Source organism: Leuconostoc fallax KCTC 3537 (genome assembly GCF_000165675.1).
Classification (GTDB): domain Bacteria; phylum Bacillota; class Bacilli; order Lactobacillales; family Lactobacillaceae; genus Leuconostoc_B; species Leuconostoc_B fallax.
Map to the genome: position 1 here is coordinate 13,475 of NZ_AEIZ01000012.1, position 20,868 is coordinate 34,342.

20 protein-coding genes and 4 pseudogenes are annotated in these 20,868 nt (G+C 36.8%); 23 read left to right on the plus strand and 1 reads right to left on the minus strand.

What is annotated here, in order from left to right; translation table 11 throughout:
- Positions 1-21: 21 nt before the first annotated feature.
- From LEUFL_RS13395 to LEUFL_RS0102970, 9 genes and pseudogenes are all read left to right on the plus strand, one after another.
- Positions 22-3,524 (plus strand): annotated as a pseudogene (locus tag LEUFL_RS13395) (PD-(D/E)XK nuclease family protein).
- Positions 3,521-7,273, plus strand: a pseudogene (gene addA, locus LEUFL_RS13485) (helicase-exonuclease AddAB subunit AddA). Before LEUFL_RS13395 ends, addA begins: the two co-directional pseudogenes overlap by 4 nt.
- On the plus strand, positions 7,273-7,962 hold the full coding sequence (locus LEUFL_RS0102940; RefSeq protein ID WP_010007351.1) for a rhomboid family intramembrane serine protease: 690 nt from the start codon (positions 7,273-7,275) through the stop codon (positions 7,960-7,962). The pseudogene addA and the gene LEUFL_RS0102940 overlap by 1 nt, the downstream one beginning before the upstream one ends.
- Positions 7,962-8,168, plus strand: a complete 207-nt coding sequence (locus LEUFL_RS0102945) for a YqgQ family protein (protein ID WP_010007352.1) — start codon at positions 7,962-7,964, stop codon at positions 8,166-8,168. The genes LEUFL_RS0102940 and LEUFL_RS0102945 overlap by 1 nt, the downstream gene beginning before the upstream one ends.
- A 145-nt stretch (positions 8,169-8,313) precedes the next feature.
- The gene (locus tag LEUFL_RS0102950; RefSeq protein ID WP_010007353.1) at positions 8,314-9,273 is read left to right on the plus strand and encodes an ROK family glucokinase; all 960 of its coding nucleotides are present in this window, start codon (positions 8,314-8,316) and stop codon (positions 9,271-9,273) included.
- Positions 9,274-9,378: 105 nt separating this feature from the next.
- Positions 9,379-10,469 (plus strand): annotated as a pseudogene (locus LEUFL_RS11185) (M24 family metallopeptidase).
- Position 10,470: 1 nt separating this feature from the next.
- Positions 10,471-10,923, plus strand: a complete 453-nt coding sequence (locus tag LEUFL_RS0102960; protein ID WP_010007355.1) for a hypothetical protein — start codon at positions 10,471-10,473, stop codon at positions 10,921-10,923.
- A gap of 156 nt (positions 10,924-11,079) precedes the next feature.
- A pseudogene (locus LEUFL_RS11190) lies at positions 11,080-12,449 on the plus strand (bifunctional metallophosphatase/5'-nucleotidase).
- On the plus strand, positions 12,439-12,918 hold the full coding sequence (locus LEUFL_RS0102970) for a YutD family protein (protein ID WP_010007356.1): 480 nt from the start codon (positions 12,439-12,441) through the stop codon (positions 12,916-12,918). Before LEUFL_RS11190 ends, LEUFL_RS0102970 begins: the two are co-directional and overlap by 11 nt.
- Here LEUFL_RS0102970 and LEUFL_RS0102975 read toward each other — a convergent pair.
- Complete coding sequence (locus tag LEUFL_RS0102975; RefSeq protein WP_010007357.1) at positions 12,915-13,166, minus strand: hypothetical protein; 252 nt, start codon at positions 13,164-13,166, stop codon at positions 12,915-12,917. The genes LEUFL_RS0102970 and LEUFL_RS0102975 overlap by 4 nt on opposite strands.
- 382 nt (positions 13,167-13,548) lie before the next feature.
- On the opposite strand from LEUFL_RS0102975, the gene LEUFL_RS13490 reads away from it, so the two are divergent.
- The 14 genes from LEUFL_RS13490 (at position 13,549) to LEUFL_RS0103025 (ending at position 20,850) form a co-directional block, all read left to right on the plus strand.
- Positions 13,549-13,743 (plus strand): ATPase, T2SS/T4P/T4SS family, encoded by a 195-nt coding sequence (locus tag LEUFL_RS13490; protein ID WP_010007358.1) that lies wholly within the window; start codon positions 13,549-13,551, stop codon positions 13,741-13,743.
- The gene (locus LEUFL_RS11195; RefSeq protein WP_444849018.1) at positions 13,694-14,521 is read left to right on the plus strand and encodes an ATPase, T2SS/T4P/T4SS family; all 828 of its coding nucleotides are present in this window, start codon (positions 13,694-13,696) and stop codon (positions 14,519-14,521) included. The genes LEUFL_RS13490 and LEUFL_RS11195 overlap by 50 nt, the downstream gene beginning before the upstream one ends.
- The gene (locus LEUFL_RS11200) at positions 14,487-15,221 is read left to right on the plus strand and encodes a type II secretion system F family protein (protein ID WP_010007361.1); all 735 of its coding nucleotides are present in this window, start codon (positions 14,487-14,489) and stop codon (positions 15,219-15,221) included. Before LEUFL_RS11195 ends, LEUFL_RS11200 begins: the two co-directional genes overlap by 35 nt.
- Before the next feature lie 71 nt (positions 15,222-15,292).
- Positions 15,293-15,493, plus strand: coding sequence for a type II secretion system F family protein (locus LEUFL_RS13080; protein WP_237697887.1), 201 nt, complete (start codon positions 15,293-15,295; stop codon positions 15,491-15,493).
- Positions 15,493-15,861: a competence type IV pilus major pilin ComGC gene (gene comGC, locus LEUFL_RS09385; protein WP_010007363.1), complete on the plus strand. Its 369-nt coding sequence runs from the start codon at positions 15,493-15,495 to the stop codon at positions 15,859-15,861. The genes LEUFL_RS13080 and comGC overlap by 1 nt, the downstream gene beginning before the upstream one ends.
- Positions 15,848-16,291, plus strand: coding sequence for a type II secretion system protein (locus LEUFL_RS09390; protein ID WP_010007365.1), 444 nt, complete (start codon positions 15,848-15,850; stop codon positions 16,289-16,291). The genes comGC and LEUFL_RS09390 overlap by 14 nt, the downstream gene beginning before the upstream one ends.
- Positions 16,278-16,433 carry a hypothetical protein gene (locus LEUFL_RS12855; protein ID WP_010007366.1) on the plus strand — a complete coding sequence of 52 codons (156 nt, stop codon included), beginning with the start codon at positions 16,278-16,280 and terminating at the stop codon, positions 16,431-16,433. Before LEUFL_RS09390 ends, LEUFL_RS12855 begins: the two co-directional genes overlap by 14 nt.
- A complete protein-coding gene (locus LEUFL_RS0103005; protein ID WP_081458705.1) occupies positions 16,417-16,842 on the plus strand; it encodes a prepilin-type N-terminal cleavage/methylation domain-containing protein in 426 nt (141 codons plus the stop codon). The genes LEUFL_RS12855 and LEUFL_RS0103005 overlap by 17 nt, the downstream gene beginning before the upstream one ends.
- A complete protein-coding gene (locus tag LEUFL_RS0103010) occupies positions 16,839-17,129 on the plus strand; it encodes a hypothetical protein (protein WP_010007368.1) in 291 nt (96 codons plus the stop codon). The genes LEUFL_RS0103005 and LEUFL_RS0103010 overlap by 4 nt, the downstream gene beginning before the upstream one ends.
- 30 nt (positions 17,130-17,159) lie before the next feature.
- Complete coding sequence (locus LEUFL_RS13085) at positions 17,160-17,618, plus strand: class I SAM-dependent methyltransferase (protein ID WP_237697885.1); 459 nt, start codon at positions 17,160-17,162, stop codon at positions 17,616-17,618.
- Between the two features lie 16 nt (positions 17,619-17,634).
- Positions 17,635-17,772, plus strand: coding sequence for a hypothetical protein (locus LEUFL_RS13090; RefSeq protein ID WP_010007369.1), 138 nt, complete (start codon positions 17,635-17,637; stop codon positions 17,770-17,772).
- Positions 17,773-17,792: 20 nt separating this feature from the next.
- Complete coding sequence (locus LEUFL_RS13095; RefSeq protein WP_237697886.1) at positions 17,793-18,161, plus strand: class I SAM-dependent methyltransferase; 369 nt, start codon at positions 17,793-17,795, stop codon at positions 18,159-18,161.
- Between the two features lie 28 nt (positions 18,162-18,189).
- On the plus strand, positions 18,190-19,443 hold the full coding sequence (locus tag LEUFL_RS0103020) for an acetate kinase (protein WP_010007370.1): 1,254 nt from the start codon (positions 18,190-18,192) through the stop codon (positions 19,441-19,443).
- Positions 19,444-19,566: 123 nt separating this feature from the next.
- Positions 19,567-20,850: a glycoside hydrolase family 73 protein gene (locus tag LEUFL_RS0103025; RefSeq protein ID WP_010007372.1), complete on the plus strand. Its 1,284-nt coding sequence runs from the start codon at positions 19,567-19,569 to the stop codon at positions 20,848-20,850.
- Positions 20,851-20,868: the final 18 nt, after the last annotated feature.

Here is a 20,868-nt window from a genome sequence, read left to right on the forward strand (position 1 = left end):
ATAACGATATTTAGGAGGCGAATGATGCTTACAATTCTAATGGGGAATGGCCGTCAAGATTTACGCGGCGAGCTATTACAAGATATTCAACAACGCCTGAAGGAAAATCCTAAGCTAACGATATATTACATTGTGCCAAATCATATTAAATTTGATAGTGAAGTTAATGTTTTAGAACGATTTGCACAATTAAACCATTATGATAATCAAGAAGTTTATGCACAAAGTCAACTACAAGTCTATTCGTTAACACGATTAGCATGGGCTTTAGGTAAAAATTTGCCGGAGAAGCAAGCAACAACAGTGCAATCTTCTGGCTTATTTATGATAGTTTCGTCAATACTGCAAGAAAAAGCGCAACAATTGCCAATATTTGCTAGAATGCAGTCTAAAAGTGGCTTTGTGGATGCACTTGTTAAACAATTAATCGAATTAAGAGCTAGTCGCGTTACCCCAGAAGATATTCTTAATATTTTGGATCAACAAACGGCTGATTCAACGTTCGTTAAGCAAACATTACAACAGAAATTACTAGACTTGGCCGTTGTTGCCGATGCATTGGATGAAAAACTTGGGGCACAGTTCATCACACCACAGGAAACATTATCTTTTTTTGCTTCACAAATGCAAAATATCACATTGACAGATGTTGCTTTCTATTTTGAAGGCTTTAATGGGTTAACAGCAGCAGAATATCAAGTGGTGACAACATTAATTCAAAAATGGTCAGTGACAATTTCATTGTTAGGGGATGCCCAATATCTGGGACAACAAAAAGAGGGCGATGTTTTCTTTAAACCAATGCAGTTAGCACAAGAACTGACATATTATGCTAAACGAATAGGGCAAGCGACGCAACTTGTAACAGCCACTACAGCACGTCATCTCTCAAATACGAGCAATACGTTATTGCAGGCGTGGGAGTCAATTGGTGAATATCGGACATTCACTGCAAAAAATAATAATGTTGCCTTACAAATGTTCACTGCAGAAAATCCCATGGTTGAACTGCAGGAAGTTGCACGACGTATTCGTCAATCTTTGGCTACTTCTTCTCATTTGCATTTACGCGATATTGTCATATTAGCCCGTGACCTTAACGCTTATCAAGCGGATATTCCGGCGGTAATGTCTCAGTTTGACTTACCTTATTTCCTAGACTTAGATCAAGATATGATGACGCATCCATTGGTTGAACTGATTTTTAACCTCCTTTTACCATCACAACAACGTTTTCAATATCAAAATGTGTTAGCAATCCTAAAAACGAGTTTATTACGTCCGGTTCAAGATAATATATTAATTGATCGTGATGAGTTTTTAGATATTGTGGCTTATTTAGATAATTATTTACTTGCTTATCAACCTTATGAAAGTACTTGGCGTGATAAAAAAGCGCTTTTGCTTTATTTACAACAACAGCAGACGAAGAAGCAACTGAAATGTTTCAGACGGATAGTAAGATTAATCAGCGCTTAGAGGCATTGAGACAATATGTACTACAAATTTTTGATAGTTTTGACGCTATTATTAAAAAGAGCCAGACAAACCGCGAATTTGCAACGCAGTTAATCAATTGGTTAGTGAATCATAAAGTGACGGATGCTATTATTGGAGAGCAAAATCATCTTGTGGCATCTGGTGAATTAACGCGTTCTCAACAGGGCATTGAAGTATGGGATATGCTAACGCAGACACTCAATGAATTAGTGATGTTGTCTGGTGAAGAACGTTTTCAAGTTGACCAATTTACAGAAGCTCTAAAGGCTGGCTTTGTCGGTGCTAAGTTTTCGGGAATACCTAACAGCTTAGACCAAATTACAATATCTGAAGCTGGTATTGTTCAGAGTACACGTTATCAACAGTTATATTTTATTGGTGGTACGCGCCAAAACTTACCAGCACAGATGCGAACGACTGCGTTAATTAATGACAGTGATCGGGTGCTGGTACAACCAGCTTTGGCACAACAGGAGCAACCCAAATATTTACAAAACACAGCTCAGCAACAAATGGCAGAAGAAAATTTATTGTTTTATGGTGCGTTAGCAGCAAGCCAAAATAATGTTACATTATCTTACCCGCTACTTGATGCTACCGGAAATATTGCGGAAATTTCACCATATTTTAAACGATTAAGTCATGCTTTTGATGTTGAACCAGAGAAAATAACCAATCGACCATCTGATAGTGCACATTTATTGAAGGCATACATTGGGACACCACGTGCGACATTATCTGAAATGGTTAAATTGTTACCAGATGATAGTTCAGCTATGCAAGCACTGAGAAATGCTTTGAGCAAACGATTACCAGAAAGAACAGCGCGTGTCTTATCTGCACCGAATTATCAAAACACAGTCAGTCGCTTAAAGCCAGAATTTGTTTCCGAAATATTTGGTCGCGATTTAAATGTATCGATTTCTCAACTGGAAAGTTACTATCACAATCCGTTGGCTTATTTTTTGCAATACGGTTTAAGCTTACAAGAGCGGCCTAAACATGAATTAAATATTGCACAGACAGGAACACTTTATCATGCCATTTTTGAGTCAGTGATTCACAATTTAATTCGAGAAAATCTCAGCTTGCGTGAACTGACTACGGCTGATTTAAAACAATTGGTTTTGGATAGTATGGCGCAACAATTAGAGAAACCAGAATTTGCATTATTAAAAGAAACTGCTAAAATGCGTGCTATTACAGCTTATCTGATTCAAGTGAGTCAAACGCTGTTATTTAACTTGCAAAAAGTCGCCCGTACAGGTCATGCAAAACCCAAAGCAGTGGAACAACTTTTTGGTTTTGCTAAAGACAGTCTTCCTGCTTTAGACTTTAGTTTGTCTAAAGGAAGTGTTCATGTGCGTGGTAAATTAGATCGTCTAGATTATCAAGATAATCATGAAACATTTGGCACGATTATCGATTATAAATCAAACCACAAAAAATTTGATTGGGCACAAGCCTATAATGGGCTACAAATGCAATTACTCACATACTGGCAAGCAGCACAGCAAGCTAAAAGCCAACTTGGGTTACAAAAAGTTGGCGGGGCATTCTTTGCTAAAATATCACCAACTAAAACAAAGCTAAGTCAATTTGATGGTGATTTTGAACAGCTCATTCACGGTGAACTCAGTGCAGAATTATTTAAATATCGTGGCTTGTTTATTGATGACGATGACTATTTGGAAGCTTTGGCTCATCTTGATGAGGGAGAAAAAGCAACATATTATGCGTTAGGTCGTAATCGTGATGGTAGTTTGAGTAAAATGTCTGATATGGTAAATTCAGCGCAATTGGATTTATTACTACAACGAAATAAAGCCAATATCATTGCCGCAGGTGAACATATTCTTAATGGTGACTTCCCATTGTTACCAGAAATTAAAAGTATGCAATATACACCCTATCGTGATATTTTGAGGTTTGATCGGGCATTAGGCGATAAATATCATGACAATTTAATCACTGGTAGCAAACAACAGATCCTAAAACTATTAGAAAATGAGGCGGAGTTATGACGCAGTTTACATCACATCAACAACGTGCTATTTCAGAAGATAATCATAATATTTTGGTTGCTGCTTCAGCGGGATCTGGTAAGACAACGGTTTTAATTGAGCGATTGATACAGAAAATTTTGAATGGTACTAGTGTTGAAAATTTTTTAATTGTAACTTTTACCAATGCTGCTGCTAAAGAGATGCGAGAACGCCTAGAGCGTGCCATTGAAAATCGCCTACAGGATGTTAAAGACCCACAACAAGCACGCTTTTTACAAGAACAATTATTATTATTACCTGTGGCTAATATTTCAACCATTGATGCCTATGCACTAAGATTGATTGAGACATATTATCATGTGATTGGTCTTGATCCACAGTTTCGATTATTATCTGATACAGCAGAGCGAGAATTATTGAGACAAGATGTTCTGGACGATGTTTTGGCACAATTTTATGAAGAAACGCATGCCCATCATGATGATTTTTTGAGATTAGTCAATAATTTTGGTAATCCTAATCAAGATGATAATCTTAAAAAAATGATACTCAGATTAGCTGATTTTGCTGAGGCGCGGCCAGACGGTACAATGTGGCTCAAAAATTTAGTTAGAGAATACTTACCGTTTGAGAATGGTATTGTGTCTAGTGATTTGTTTCAACACCATATTAAGCCAGAATTATTGGCTATTTTAGAAAATTTGTTAGCACAGACCGATACTGTATTTAAACAGGTCACGGGTGTTGAAGCTTTACCCAAAACTGAAGATAGTCTATCTCAGGCAATAACGTATTTAAACCAGCTCATTCAAGCAATTAGTGCAGATAATAATTGGGATGATATCAAGTCTTTAATAGATAATATGCCTAAATTATCATTAGAAACCAAGAAAAGTAAGGCAATTAAAGAAGATGTTGAATTGAGTGCATTAGTTGATCAAGCTAGTCAAATTAAAAAATGCTCACAGGAGCTGAATCCGAATTAGTCAATATTAAAAAACATATTTTATTTTAGATGAAGCGGGTTGGCAGGAGGTTCAACTTGTTACTGAACGTTTGGTTGATATTATAGTAACGGTAACTGAAACATTCCGCCAGCAATTCACAGCCAAAAAACGTGATCAGCGATTACTTGATTTTCCAGATTTGGGTGCGCTTGCTTTAGATATTTTAGATGATGACAATACACAAAAGACCGTATCAAGTCAGTTTCAAGAAATTTTAGTAGATGAATATCAAGATATTAATCAATTACAAGAAACATTATTAGTACGTGTATCTAACCAGCACAATATGTATATGGTAGGCGATGTTAAGCAAAGTATTTATGGCTTTAGACAAGCAGAACCAACACTTTTTACTAACAAGTATCGTTTATTTTCCCGCGATGATAATCATGATAGTCGTATTGATTTGGCAGAAAATTTTAGATCACATCATCAGGTTACACAGATAACGAATTTTATTTTTACACAGTTAATGGATGAAACATTAGGCGATATTGCATATTTAGGAGAAGCAAAATTAATTGATAAAGCGACTTATCCAGATCAATTACAAGCAGAATGTCACTTAGATATTATTCAAAATAATCAGTTAAATGCTAACCATCAAGAAACGAGTGAAGATAACGAAGCTGAAGATGACGCAACATTTGATACACGCCAAGCACAATACATGCATCTGGCGCAACGTATTTTAGATTTGCGACAAACACAAATATATGATCGTAAAGCAACACCAGCTGGCATGCGACCAGTTGAATATGGTGATATTGCGATATTAACACGATCAAAATCAGGCTATGTTGATTTAGTAAATATTCTAAGAGAAGCGGGAATTCCTGTTCAAATCGATGGTGTTGGCAATTACTTTCAGACAATGGAAGTTTATCTAATACTGGATATATTACGTGTTATTGATAATCCGCATCAAGATATTCCACTAGCTGCTGTATTGCGTTCACCAATGTTTGGCTTAAATGAAAACGATTTAGCACAGATTCGGTTGGCTGATAAGCAACATGATTTTTGGCGTGCAGTACAAGCAACAACTCACGGAGACGATGAACTAGCTAAGCAATTACGTACCTTTATTCAGTTGATTGCAAAATGGCGAGAATTAGCTTTACAAAATGATTTAGTGAGTTTAATTTGGTCTATATATGAAGATACGAGTTGGCTAGATTATGCCACTGGTATGCCCGGTGGTGCACAACGTCAAGCTAATTTGCGCGCTTTATATGACTATGCACGTACTTACCAAACCAATACACATACTGGTTTATTTCGATTTATTCGTTATATCGAACAACTCCAACAAGCTGGCGAGGATCTAGGGGAAGCAACTCAAGAAAGTGATGTTCAAGCTGTACGCATCATGACCATTCATGCTTCCAAAGGACTCGAATTTCCGATTGTTATGTTGCCGGAATTTGAAAAGAAATTCAACACTTCTGATTTAAATGGTGATCTCTTAATTCAAAAGGATGCGGGTATCGGTTTAGAATTCTTAGAGCCACATGCACAAGTAACATTTCCGACCTTGCAAAAGTTAGCCGTACGACATGCTTTGCGCCAGCAAAGTTGGTCAGAAGAGATGCGACTATTATATGTTGCCTTGACACGTGCTGAACAAAAATTTACATCGTAGGTTCTGTGAGAATTAACGACAAGGCAGAGAATGCTTATCAGCAGGTACCGTCCAATGCACGTTTGATGGCATTGTGGCAGGAAGCAAGTCAGAGCAGTGGCCAATTTTTACCAGAGCGTTTGCGTTTAAAGGCGAGCGCATATCTTGATTGGTTACTCATTAGCTTAGCAAGATTTCAACCAGAACAATTAGATAGCTGGCTAGGGGATGGCCAAAAACCACGTATTTTTGGTCAAGAAACGCCCCAAGATGTGACAATTAATATTCAATGTGTAGATCAAGCGACAATTCAATTACCTCAGGGCATTGATACAATAGCAAGCCACACAAAAAGTACGTACTCAGCCGATGATTTCCAGAGAGCAGAAGCCTTGTTAGATTTTAGCTATGCCAATATGAATAGTAGTCAAACGGCTGCATATCAATCAGTTAGTGAAATAAAACGTTTATTTGAGGATCCTGATCAAGGACAGTTACAGTCGTTAAATATCGATGAATCCGGACAAGTACACGCGGCAAATGTGTTATTAAAAGAAAGTCTAGATTTACCAGAATTCATGGTAGACGGCAGCCATAAACCTTCGCGCTCAGCAGTGGGTACGGCAACACATTTAGTACTACAAATGATTGATTTCAAACAATTGATTACCAGAACAGATGTTGAACAATTGTTGGATCAGTTAGTAGATCAGCAGCGCATCATGCCCAATATTGCTTCTCTCATTAATATTGATGATGTCATGCGATTTGTAGATTCTGAATTTGCGCATTATATTCAGCAACATGCGCAATATTTACGACGTGAACAGACTTTTGCCATGATTATTCCAGCCAACCAAATTTATGAACAGTTAAACGATACGGCACCAGTGCTGATCCATGGTATTATTGATGGTTATATTGCTGATATAAAAGAAAGGACAATAACGTTGTTTGATTATAAAACAGATTTTGTACGACCCAATCAAGTAGAAGAAGATTTAGAAAAATTGAAATTACGTTACCGTGGTCAATTAAATTTATATCAAACAGCGTTAAAGCAACAGTATCCAGATTATACATTTAATGCACCACAAATTATTGCATTGAGTGTTGGTCGTGTGATTAGTTTATAATGAACGTTATGAATGAAATAAAGAAACAATATCAAATTGCACCAGTGACGACCATACTACTATTTTTTACAATCTTAATTTATTTGGTAGAAGTTGTCTTAAGTGGTGCTAATACACAAAACGGTCGTTTTTTAGTGGAAATGGGTGCTAAATGGGGACCATATATTCAATATCAGCATGAATATTGGCGGTTATTAACACCAATATTCTTACATGCTGGCATGATGCATATTATTATGAATATGATCACGTTATGGTTTATTGGCCCTTTGGCGGAACGCTATTTTGGCAGTCGTAAGTATTTGTTACTTTATCTGTTTGGTGGTGTGATGGGTAATATACTGTCTTATCTCTTCTCACCATTAAGTATTTCCGTTGGCGCATCATCATCCTTGTTCGCTTTATTCGGTGGTTTATTAATTTATTCTATTCAATTCAAATATGATACACAAATTCGTTCACAAGGGATGTTACTAGGTGTCTTTGTTGTGCTTAACTTAGCATCTGGCTTGATGTCACCTGATATTGATATGTTAGGACATGTTGGTGGTCTAGTCGGTGGCTTGTTATTTGCTATTGCCTTTGGTTTTGCCGGTCGTTCTGGAAAATTTCCAATATTATGGCGTCTAACAGCTATTCTAGTTATGGTATTGACTGTAGGGCTTGTGTTATTGAGAGGTAATTTATAATGAGAAATTTTTATGATGTTTTACAGTTATTAAAAGAATTTGATGTTTATATTCACGTGGGTAAGCGATTGTGGGATATTCAAATGGCAGCATTAGAGATTGATAATTTGTATCAAGCAGATCTTTTGAATGATAAACAATATGCTCAAATTAAATTAGTTTTAGCGCATGAACACCGATTAGAATTGATTCAAAATCAAATTTGAAAGCAGTTACAGAAATCCTTGAAAACGTTTGCAATATGTAAGCGCTTTTTGATATACTAAGAAAGTAAAAATTAATAAAGGAGAGTCATGCTGCAACGTATAATAAGAGTTATCGTTGTACGTTTGTGACATATATACAGGTATCATGGCAAAGGATAAGTTGATTGGCGTTGATCTTGGGGGAACCACGATTAAATTTGCAATTTTAACTAAAGCAGGAGAAATTCAACAAAAGTGGAGTATCAAAACAAATGTTTTGAACGATGGTGCTAATATCGTACCGGATATTGTTGAATCAATTAATCATCGTTTGGATATGTACCAATTGGATCGTGATCGTATTATTGGTATTGGTATGGGGACTCCGGGTACGGTTAATCGTGAATTAGGTACGGTGACTGGTGCTTATAATTTAAATTGGACCAAAGAGCAACAGGTTAAAACTGCAATTGAAGCCGGAACTGGTTTTAATTTAACAATTGATAATGACGCCAATGCTGCCGCTTTGGGTGAAGCATGGCGTGGTGCCGGTAACAATGATGCTGAAGTTTCCTTTATTACTTTGGGAACTGGTGTTGGTGGCGGATTAGTTGCGAATGGTAAATTAATTCATGGTACAGCCGGTGCTGGTGGTGAAGTCGGACATATGGTCGTAGAGCCTAATGGTTACTTATGTACATGTGGTAATCGTGGTTGCCTCGAACAATATGCCTCAGCTACTGGTGTAGTACGTTTGGCGCAAGATCAGGCAGAGGAATATGTCGGTGTATCAACTTTGAAAAAGATGATCGATGATGGTGATGAGGTAACATCAAAAATCGTATTTGATTTAGCTAAGCAAGGTGATTTCTTGGCTAACCAAGTGGTTAATAAGGTGGCTTATTACCTTGGTTATGCTACAGCAACGATTTCAAACATTTTGAACCCATCTGCTATTGTAATTGGTGGTGGTGTTGCTGCTGCTGGTGAATACCTACGTTCACGTGTGGAACAACATTGGACAACATATGCGTTCCCAACAGTACGTGCTTCAACGCGTGTTAAATTGGCTGAATTAGGTAACGATGCCGGTGTCATCGGAGCAGCTAGTCTAGCTAATCAATAATTTTTAAGCATACAATGGTATGCTTTTTTATTTACATAGAAATTGGCATGATTATTTTGGTGTATAATAGCGGTAACACTAAACTGATGATTAAGGATCAAAAATATGAAATATTTTTTAGCTAGAATACAGAAATTACAAGCATTATTAAAAAAGTTAAACCTTGACGGCATGCTCGTGTACCAAGGATTTAATACCAAATATTTAACGGGATTTTCTGGTGGTACAGGCGATGGTATCGTGGTTGTTGGACAAAAAAAGGTGCGCTTGATTACAGATGCGCGTTATGAAGCTGACTACAAAGACCGTTTACCTGAAGGTGTTGATCTAGTTATTACACGTGCTTACTATGAAGAAGCAGTGAAAGCAGTGAATGAATTTGGCATTAAGAATTTGGGCTTCGAAGCAGATTTGCCTTACGAATTGTATGATTATGTTGAGAGCTTATTGCCAGCAGATGTGAGTTTTGATGCGCTGCCAAGCGCCATTGAAACATTACGTGAAATAAAAGACGAAAAAGAATTAACAGCATTACGTCATGCTGCCCAAGTTTCAGTTCAAGCGTTTAAGGAATTAATACCATTCATTAAACCAGGTGTCACTGAAAGACAAGTGGCAAATGAATTAGATCGACTTGCTAAACAACATGGCGCACAGAAAGCCTCATTTGATACCATTGTTGCATCCGGTTATCGTGGTGCTTTACCGCATGGTGAAGCAAGCGACAAGGTTATTGAGGCCGGTGAATTAGTAACGATTGATTTTGGTTATTATGTTGATGATTATACTTCCGATATCACAAGAACAATTGCTGTCGGCCATGTTTCTGATGAGCTCAAAAAATATATGAAATTGTAAAACAAGCCAATATTAATGCAATTGAGGTTACGAAGCCTGGCATATCTGGATTAGAAATTGATAAGGTAGCGCGTGATTATATTACAGCACATGGGTACGGCCAAGAATACAATCATTCTACAGGACATGGCGTGGGGTTAAATATCCATGAGGGACCAATGCTTTCAGTACGTTCAAGTGATGAGATTGTACCGGGACATTTACTCACTATTGAACCTGGTATTTATTTAGTTGGTCAAGGTGGCGTACGTATTGAAGATGATGTTATTGTAACGCCAGATGGTTTTGAGAACTTGACGCGAGAACTTACCAAAGAATTAATAGTAATTGAGGGATAGCATGGCATCACGATTAGATTTTTTAGTATTTTATCGCGGTAATATGGTTAACGGTTTTGATTATGTTTATACAAAACGTTATGAAGGGCATGCTTTTTGGCAAGCGCGTCCCAAAGACATGACACAAAGTGATGTTTTAGATGATGAATATGATTTTTATAACCCACATTTCAACGCACAAGGAGAACCATTTAACTGGCATTATCATGAAACCTGGGTTGATATGACCAATGTCTGGGATCATTTCTCACAGGAAGCGACTAATTATTTGAATTCATGGATGTCTGAATATCCAGGTCCTACATTTGATGATCCTAGTCGTAATGATGAGTGGGGCGTTAGGTTCCGTGTGCCAGGGCAACCAGAACAAATTATATGGGGTATCAATGCCTTTCCAGCTAATTTAGATGCGTTTTCTGATTTTATCTATCGCTTTGGTACAACACAACCTTAATGTTTAAAATGGCCTGTTAATGACAGCGCCTTTTTTATTGAAATCGTGTAGAATGAATATGAGTGATGGTGCATCATAAATAAAGTTAGCCAATGATAAAGTGATGGCCTGCATATCGTGCATGATCAATATTAAAGTAGGTAGGGGGATGTATTGATGGAGATGATTCATTTATTACACACTAATGACGTACACTCACACTTCGAAAATTGGCCACGTATTACGCGCTTTTTATCGCAGAAACGTGCTGCTTATCAAAAAAGTGGAGATGAAGTATTAACATTAGATATTGGTGACTTTATTGATCGATTACATCCTCTAACAGATGCAACGCTTGGTAAATTCAATGTAGATCTATTGAACCAAGCACACTATGATGCCGTCACAATTGGTAATAATGAAGGTTTAGTTTTATCGCATGATGATTTAAGTCATTTGTATGATGATGCTAAATTTCCAGTATTGTTAGCTAATTTAAAAGAATTATCAACAATGCAACATCCTGATTGGACGCGACCATATCATATTTTTACGACACAACAACAAACGAAAATTGCGATCATTGGTTTAACAGCACCATATGATTTAACTTATCCATCTTTAGGTTGGCAGCCGTTAGCTGTTGAACCGGTTCTGGATCAATTATTGCCAAGCATTCAAGCACAAGCGGATGTTACTATTTTACTATCTCATTTAGGCTTACCGACTGATAAAAAATCGCACAAAAATATCCTATTGATGTCATTTTGGGCGCCCATACACATCATTTGTTAGAAACAGGTGAGTATGTGAATGGTACTTTATTGGCAGCAGCAGGACGTTATGGTGAAAATATCGGAGAAGTGCATTTAACACTTGAAAATGGTGTGGTAAAGGCACAGTCTGCACGGACAACACCAACTTATTCGCTTTCAGAGAATGATACTGATCATCAAGTGATTCGCCATTGGTTATTAGAAGGTGAACGGCGTTTAAAGCGTTATCATGTTGCACAATTACACCGTGATATTACACCTGACGAGCAAGCTTATGATGCGATGCAAGCTTTAGAGCATTATCTGGATGTACCGGCTGCTATGGTATCTACAGGTCTCTTTATGGATACCTTCCCAGCTGGAGAATTAGATGCATATGGCTTGCTAGAGAGTATGCCGCATGCGATTAATCCAATGAAAATTACGCTAAGTGGTCAACAACTTTTAAATTTAGTTCATGGTATTCAAGAACAAACAGCTTATTTGTCTAATTTGCCGGTAAAAGGGAGTGGTTTCCGAGGGAAAATTTTTGGTTATATGCGCTTTAACGGTATTGATGTGCACCGTGACGGCAAAGTTTACTATGCTGGCGAGCGTATTGATCTAGCTGCGCATTATCAACTTGCAACGGTGGATCATTATAAGTGGTTGCCTTTTTTCCCTGTTATACAGCAGGCACCAGCTAATATTCATTTAGAAATACTATTACGTGAATTGATGGCAAAATATTATCGTCATAGATATCCGGAGAAAACAACATATGGATCATGAAACATTAAAACAGCGGACATTGCAACAACAAGAAGAGCGGAAAGCTGCTTATACAGTACATTTTGCCGATAATGAAGTTGAAATTGATCGTTTAACTTTGCTCTTAGTTGATAACTTTAAATCAGCCTTCGATCCGCAAAAATTAGCGGTACGTTATGCACCTATTTTGGCGCAATACGATTATATTGTGGGCGATATTTCTGCTGATCAATTACGTCTAAAGGGCTTTTATGCCGATGATCAGTATGTTGCTCAAGAATATAAAATTTCAACGCTACAAGATTATTTGTATGAATTCGTTAATTTCGGTGCACCATATTTTGTCTTAGAAAATATTAATCCGAGACGTAATACGGTAGCAAAAAAGCCAACGACACCTCGTCGGCGTAAACCAACACATAAAAAATCAGATAATGCACGTAAACATCAATTCAAAATTAATCAAAAAAATAACAAAATGGATATTTAATCCAATTTTGTTATGTCGCTAGTAATCTGAAAAAGTTGTTTTTGATTGATTGCGGTAAAGCTTAAAACATGAGTGGCACTGTGATGATTTAAAGTGTTTAATAGACCTAAATCATAAGAATCCATAATAAATTCGGCGATGTCTCGCTTAGTCGCCTTATTATCTGGATACATCAGTGGCTCGACATACTGTTTTGGTTGTGGTGTTTTAGCCACGACTTGAATTGTAATATTTTGTATATAAATCATTATTTTAATAGCATACCAGGATAGTGACGAATTAGAAAGATTTGCTTTGGACAATGATTTATGGTAGCATATTACTTATGCGATGAGTCGAAGCGCTAATTGAAGCGCGGAAGCGGCATACTGCATTTAATTGCAACTCTCGTATAGAGGTATGTGGTGTTTTGGTTGTGGAACCGGACATCTCACCATGACTAATAGTTTTTGACTAGGTGACGCGACTTTGATAATAGTGTGACAACTTTTATCCGTCCGTGAGAACGCATCTCACATGCCAAACTAAATGTGTACTTGATGAATAATCAGGTACGCATTTTTTTGCGTTAAAAAGCATTTGTGAGGTTAAGTTCGTAATATATTTTAAACGGGGGACGTTAAAAATAGTATGGATGTAACAGAGTTATTAGAGCAAGCAATTCAAGCCACAGCGAGTGATGTTTATTTTATACCAGATGAAGCAGATTATCAGGTGAAATTTCATATTAAAGGGCATGGTGAAACGAAGCATTATATTCCTTATGAAGTGGCGCATGTCATTATTTCATCTATTAAATATCGGGCCAAAAATGAATATTTCTGAACGACGCAGACCGCAGCTAGGCCAATTTCCAATCGTGCATTCAGAAGAAACCGTATGGGTACGCGTTTCATCAGTAGGCGATTTTTTGAGTCGAGAAACTGTGGTTCTGAGGTTTATTTATCCACAAATTAGCAATCAACATTGGTTGGCGCCAGAGCAATATGAGCAACTTGAACTCCATTTGCCAGAGTCAGGACTGTTCCTGTTTTCCGGACCAACAGGATCTGGTAAAACAACGACAATGTATCGGCTTTTGACGTGTCTATCTCTAGAAAAAACAGTATTGACAATAGAGGATCCAGTCGAAATTCAACAGTCAAACTTTGTTCAACTCCAAGTCAATGAAACAGCTGGGATGTACTATGATGATCTAATTAAAGTGGCATTACGGCATCGTCCAGAAGTGCTTTTAATCGGTGAAATACGTGATAAAGAGACGGCTGAAGCGGCTATTAAAGCAGCATTAAGTGGTCATCTTGTTGTCAGTACAATACATGCTTTGTCAGCACGGGATGTAATGACACGTTTATTAGATTTAGGTGTTCAAAAAGAACAATTAAAAGCAGCATTGTGTGGTGTTGCTTATCAAAGGTTAATTCCCTTAGTGTCAGGCGATCAGGCAGCGTTAATTGATTTATTGGTTCAAGAACGCCTTGAGTGTGTCTTAAATGAACGGCAAATATCGAAATTTTCAGAAGAATGGGGATCAGTATTAGATGCAACCTATAAACAAGGGAAAATTAGTGAAAAAACTTGGCAGATCTACCGAGCGCTTTAATACTAAAGAACAAGTATTATTTTTTCAAGAGTTAGGGGAACTACTCAAGTCAGGGTATAGCATTAATCAGAGCTTAGATATATTAGCCTTGGCCCATCAGAATTGGCAGACCAGATTGCAAGAAATGAATTTAAAGTTAGTTAATGGTCAGACACTGCCTGATGTGTTAGCGAAAGTTGTGAAGTCAAATATTTTATTGCAACTTCGACTCGCACACCAACATGGTGATTTGATTGATACCTTAATTGTTATGGGAGATAATCTTGAGCAATTTCAAGTGCAACAAAATAAAATAAGGCAAATTTTAAGATATCCTGCTATTTTATTACTTATACTTGGTGCCATGGCCGCGGGATTACGTTTGTTTTTATATCCATTACTTGCACAATGGCAGACGACACCAACTTCTCACGTTGATAATCATATCAGAGTAAGTATTTATATCATTTTGATGGTGTCCGTTATAGCGATAGTCGCTTTTTATTGGCATAAACTAGACCGTATTCAGCGATTATTATATTTAACACGTTTACCAGTCATTGGGCGAATGACACAAACTATTGTCACTTGCCAAGTTGCACAACAGCTTGCGTTATTGATGAAGTCAGGTTTATCACTACCTGAGATTATTGACGCTATGGCTTCAGAAAAGACATTGGATGATGGTGTATTGCTCGCGCAACAAGCTAAGAAAAATTAGATAAGGGTCTAGCTGTAGAGCGTTATATTTTAGAAACCAGTTATCTTAATTCAGCATTAGCTGGCTATTTTATTCGAGGTCATGAACCAAAGACATTAGCACATTACTTAGATTATTTTGCTAAAACGCAATTCAAGAAATTTATACAACAAACAGATCGATTAATCGGCTTATTACAACCATTATTTTTTGCTATCGTGGGGATTGCCATTGTGGGCATGTATATTAGCATGCTCTTACCCATGTATAAAACAATAGGAGAATTATATTAATGCAACAGTTAAAAAGAAGCGGGTCATTTACTTTAAAAGAAACAAGAAGTTATCAATTTGGTCGGCGTTTAAAGAAGAAACATGCCGGTTTTACGTTAATTGAGGCAGCTATTGTACTTTTCATCATTAGTTTATTAATGCTATTAATTTTGCCTAATTTAAATGCGCAAAGAAAACATGCGGTTGAAACGCATAAAACAGCAATGGTCAATACGGTACAGACTCAAATTGATTTATACCAAAATGATCATCCTGAAGATCATGATGTCAGTTTAACTGACTTACAAAGTGGCCACTATTTAACCGAAAAACAAGTAACCAAAGTTAAAGAATTGAACATTACAATTAATAATAATGCAGCGCACTAGTAGCTTTACATTATTAGAAGCTGTTGTTGTTCTAGGCATTATTAGTTTATTCATTTTAATCGGCACGCCGTTTTTACATGCGAAGCAACAGCCCAATCAGTGGTTAAGTACATTTGATGGACTATGGCAATCAGCTCGCATTAATGCCCAACGCGAACAAAGATCAATTTATTTTAATTTTGAAGAAAATGGTTTAATCATTCAAAACAAACAGCAACAACAAAGGATAAAATATCCTCAAGGCTATGCTAAATCTCAACAACAGATTGTTGAAATAAAACCAAATGGCTATGTTGCACCGACAAGTGTCCATTTGTCAAATAGTCAACAGACTATATCACTTATTTTTAATTTAGGAGGTGGAGACTATCGTGTTAGTCAAAAAGAGACAGCGTGCCTTTATTTTGGCCGAAGCTATGCTGGCACTTAGTTTAGTTGCCGCTGCATTGGTGATTGAACAGCAGCAGGTTCATGCATTTCTGATCGCAAAGGCAAAGTTAAAAGCAGAATTGCAACAAGTTGAGCAAGAAAAATGTGTTGTATTGGATCAGTGGCATGAATGTATGCCTTAATAGATATAAGGGGTTTACTTTGATTGAGGCAATGGTAACACTACTGATTAGTATATTGGTCCTGGTTACACTGCAATTTGCCATTGGACTATGTCAACATCATATGGCCAATGATCCAGAGATCACATGGCAGACAACTTTGACTCAAATAACAGCTCAAAATCCAGGATATCAGGTAGTATCGCATACGCATCATTCAATTGAATTGATTAAGCACCATAAAAAATTTTGCTTGAAGGTGGCTAATCGCAAATTATTATTGAGTTGTTATGATGGTGGACAGATTATTTTAATGCATGATATTGATGAACTAACAGTAAATAAAGTGAAGTCTCGCTATCATCTGACTGCTCGTTTTCAAGGGCAAAATTTAGAAGGAGAGCTTTATTTTAAGCGATATAATCGATGAAGCGCAATCAAGCATATACTTTAATTAACACTGTGATTATTTTGGGAATGCTAGCTACAATTTTTGGATTGCAAAATTTATTATTCCAAGCGCAATTAAAAGCTCAAAATAATTTGATAGCAATAAAAAGGCTTGAAATTATTCAACTAAAATCAAGCTGCTATTATAATAAAACACATCGGCAACAATTTATGATGAATGGTTGTCAGATTAGTGTTGAAGGTCATGACATAATAATCGAGAATGCCCAAAATAAAAAGGTTGTTAGAGAACTAATAACGAAATGATTTAAAGCAAAATATGTTAAAATAGTGATTATGATGCAAGATAAAATAACTTTATATTTTAATTTATTAAATAATTCAGCACAGCTATTAGTAGCCGATATGGATATGACGCATACTGATGCGTTAATTGAAATTATGGAAGATTTCTCCCAGCAAAAGGTTAGGCAAGAAAACGGTCAGCCTTCAGCGGATGTGGTCAAAAAAATCGAAATGGCAATGACAGAAGTTGATTGGCAGCATATATCGACAATAGATTTGCGTAAAGCAGTACAATTAGCTGTTTTGAATGCTAATAGAGAAGATCAATTACCAGCCAACTATCAGATAACACCAGATGGCATTGGTTATTTATTAGCTGATTTAATCGATAAAACAGGCTTTGTAGATAACGCTAAAATAGCGGATATGACTGTAGGTAGTGGAAATTTATTATGGACAGTCAAAAATTTATTACAGAAAATAAAAAAGCGCGACTTTTATTGGCCTTGATGGTGATGAGACACAGTTGGCATTAGCTTCGGCAACAAATATGCTTTTAAGAGATGAAACGATAGATCTTTATCAAACGGATATTGTTGATACTAAAGAAAAATATCAGCGGATGTTGTTATTGGAGATTTACCGATTGGCTATTATCCTTTAAGCGGACACAATGATTTGATCATGAGTCAAATTGATGACCGGCCGTTTGTTCATGAATTGATGATTGAACGTAGCTTAGATTTAGTATCAGCCCAAGGCTGGATATATCTCATTGTGCCAGCCAATATTTTCAATACAGGACATACTAAACCATTGTTGAAAATGTTAGCATCTAAAGCACAACTCAAAGCATTTTTGCGTTTACCACTTGAATTTTTCAAGACAAAAGATATGCAAAAAGCAATATTGGTATTGCGACCTAAGGGTATTAGCACTAAGGGTGAAGTACTTATGGGACAATATCCAGCGTTGAAAGATATTAAGACTTTGCAAGATTTTTTGCAAGAAATCGATGCGTGGGTTAAACTAGACAAAGAGTTAAACCAATAGAAATAAGAAGTTGAGGAAAAGTGAAATCATGGCAAAAACAATGGCTGTCAATGCAGGTAGTTCTTCATTAAAGTTCCAATTATTGGAGATGCCAGCTGAAGAGGTAATTGCACAAGGGGTTATTGAACGTATTGGAATGGATGATGCAATCATTACAATTAAGTATGATGCAAATGTTCAGGCAACCGGTGCAGATGATAGTAATGAAGTGACGCTTTCAAAAGATGGTAAAGGTAAAAAGTATGAGAATGTAACAGCAATTAAAGATCATTCTCAGGCCATTAACCTAATGCTTCAAAAGTTAACTGATTTAGGCATTATCAGTGATTTTAATGAAATCACAGGTGTAGGTCATCGTGTTGTTGCTGGTGGTGAATGGTTTAACCACTCTGTTGTTGTTGATGATGATGTTTTGGCAAAGATTGATCGTTTGGCTGATTACGCACCATTACATAACCCTGCTAATGCTATGGGAATTCGCGCTTTCCGTAAGTTGCTACCTCATGCTATTTCAGTTGCCGTATTTGATACATCTTTCCACCAAACAATGCCAGCTGAAAATTTCTTATACAGCCTACCTTATGAATATTACACACGTTATGGTGCGCGTAAATATGGTGCGCATGGTACATCACACCGTTATGTAACTGAACGTGCTGCAGCCATTTTGGGGAAGCCATTAGACGAATTGAATGCGATTTCATTCCATTTGGGCGCTGGCGCATCAATTACAGCAATTAAGAACGGTAAGTCTTTTGATACTTCTATGGGATTCACACCATTAGCTGGTATTACAATGGCTACACGTTCAGGGGATGTTGATCCATCACTTGTTTATTACATCCAAGAACATGAGGGACTATCTAACGAACAAATGTTGGATGTTTTGAACAAAAAATCAGGTTTGCTAGGTATCTCAACCATTTCTAGCGATATGAGAGATTTGGAAGCAGTTCAAGATACAAATCCACATGCTGAGTTGGCACTTAAAATCTTTAAAGATCGTGTTATCCGCTATGCTGGTCAATATTTGGCTGAATTAGGTGGTAAAGTGGATGCTTTGATATTCACAGCAGGTATTGGTGAAAATGATAAAGTAACCAGAGCCGCTGTATTAGAGGCATTGTCATATGTTGGTGTAAAGATTGATCACGAAGCGAATGATGTTCGTGGAAAAGAAACAGTTATTACAACAGCTGATTCTAAGATTACAGGATTATTGATTCCAACTAACGAAGAATTGATGATTGCCCGTGATGTTGAATCATTAAAGAATAAGTAAACTAAAATAGTGCTTTGAAGTTGGCTATCGTTTAATTACGGTAGCCACTTTCGCAATCACTGGAATATTTTAATGAGTTGTAGTAATAAGATTTAGGATGTTGCGTTATACGAGGTAAATACTATGCAGTCTAGAAAAGAACGTCATCAGCATGAAATTAAAAATGCTGAATTGAATGACGGTAAGAATTATAAAAATAAACGACCTAATAAGAATAAGTGGGTCCGAAAAAAGCGCAATCTTTTATTGGTACTCTTACTCATAATCGTGATTATTGGTGGAGCCGTTTTTGGTGGTAAAATGTTACTGCCTGACAAAAATGCGGCTTTAGATCCTTCAGATACTCGATTCCGATCTGTTACTATCTCTTCAGGTTCGACACCGCAACAAATGGGACAACAATTAGAAAAGGCTAAAATTATTAAGGATGCCGATTATTTCTATAAGTATGTGTCAAAGCATGGTGCGCAAAATTTGCAAGCTGGAGATTATGTTCTATCACCCTCACAAACCATTCCTTTGATTGTTTCACAATTATCAGAAGGACCAACCGCTGAACCAAAATTATCCAAAGGGTATATTCTAGTGAGAGTGGGAGATTCTAACGATACAATCATTAATAAAATAAATAAGCAAACAGATATCTCATCTGAAAAATTGAAAGCAGCTTTTGATAAAAAATCAGTCATTAAGCAGATGTCTAAACAATACCCAGAATTATTGAAGGGTATTGACGGGACCACTGGCGATGAAAAGTTATTGAATTATGTTTTCCCAGCAGCTTATAACCTCAATAAGGATAAAACAGCAGATGAGGTTGTGAACACAATGCTATCTGGAACAGATAAACTGATGCAACCTTATTATAGTGTTATGAAGAAGGATGGGTTGAAGGCGCCAGGGATTATTGCAATTCTAGCAGTATCTGGTAAAGCAGAATTCGAACATCGACGTGCTTTCATTAAAAAGATTGCACCATACGCTGAACAGCTACAGAAAAAATATGGTATTTTAGCTTCTATTAGTATTGCGCAAGCCGCTCATGAATCGAATTGGGATGACAGTGATTTATCATCAAAATACAATAATTTTTATGGCGTGAAGTCCGAAGACAAAGACAACAGTGTTGTGCTATCAACGAAAGAATATGTAGATGGTAAGGAAACCACGCAAAAGGCGCGTTTCGCAGTATACGATAGTTGGAAAGATAGCATGTTACAGCATACGCAGTTGTTGCTTAAGGGGACAGATTGGAATGCTGACCAGTATAAAGATGTTATTAAAGCTAAAAATTATAAGCAAGCCGCTCAAGCCTTGTATGATAATCATTATGCAACAGATATCAATTATACAAAACTACTAACAGATTTGATTGAAACATGGAATTTACAACGTTATGATAAATAAAAAGCCGATTAATTAATC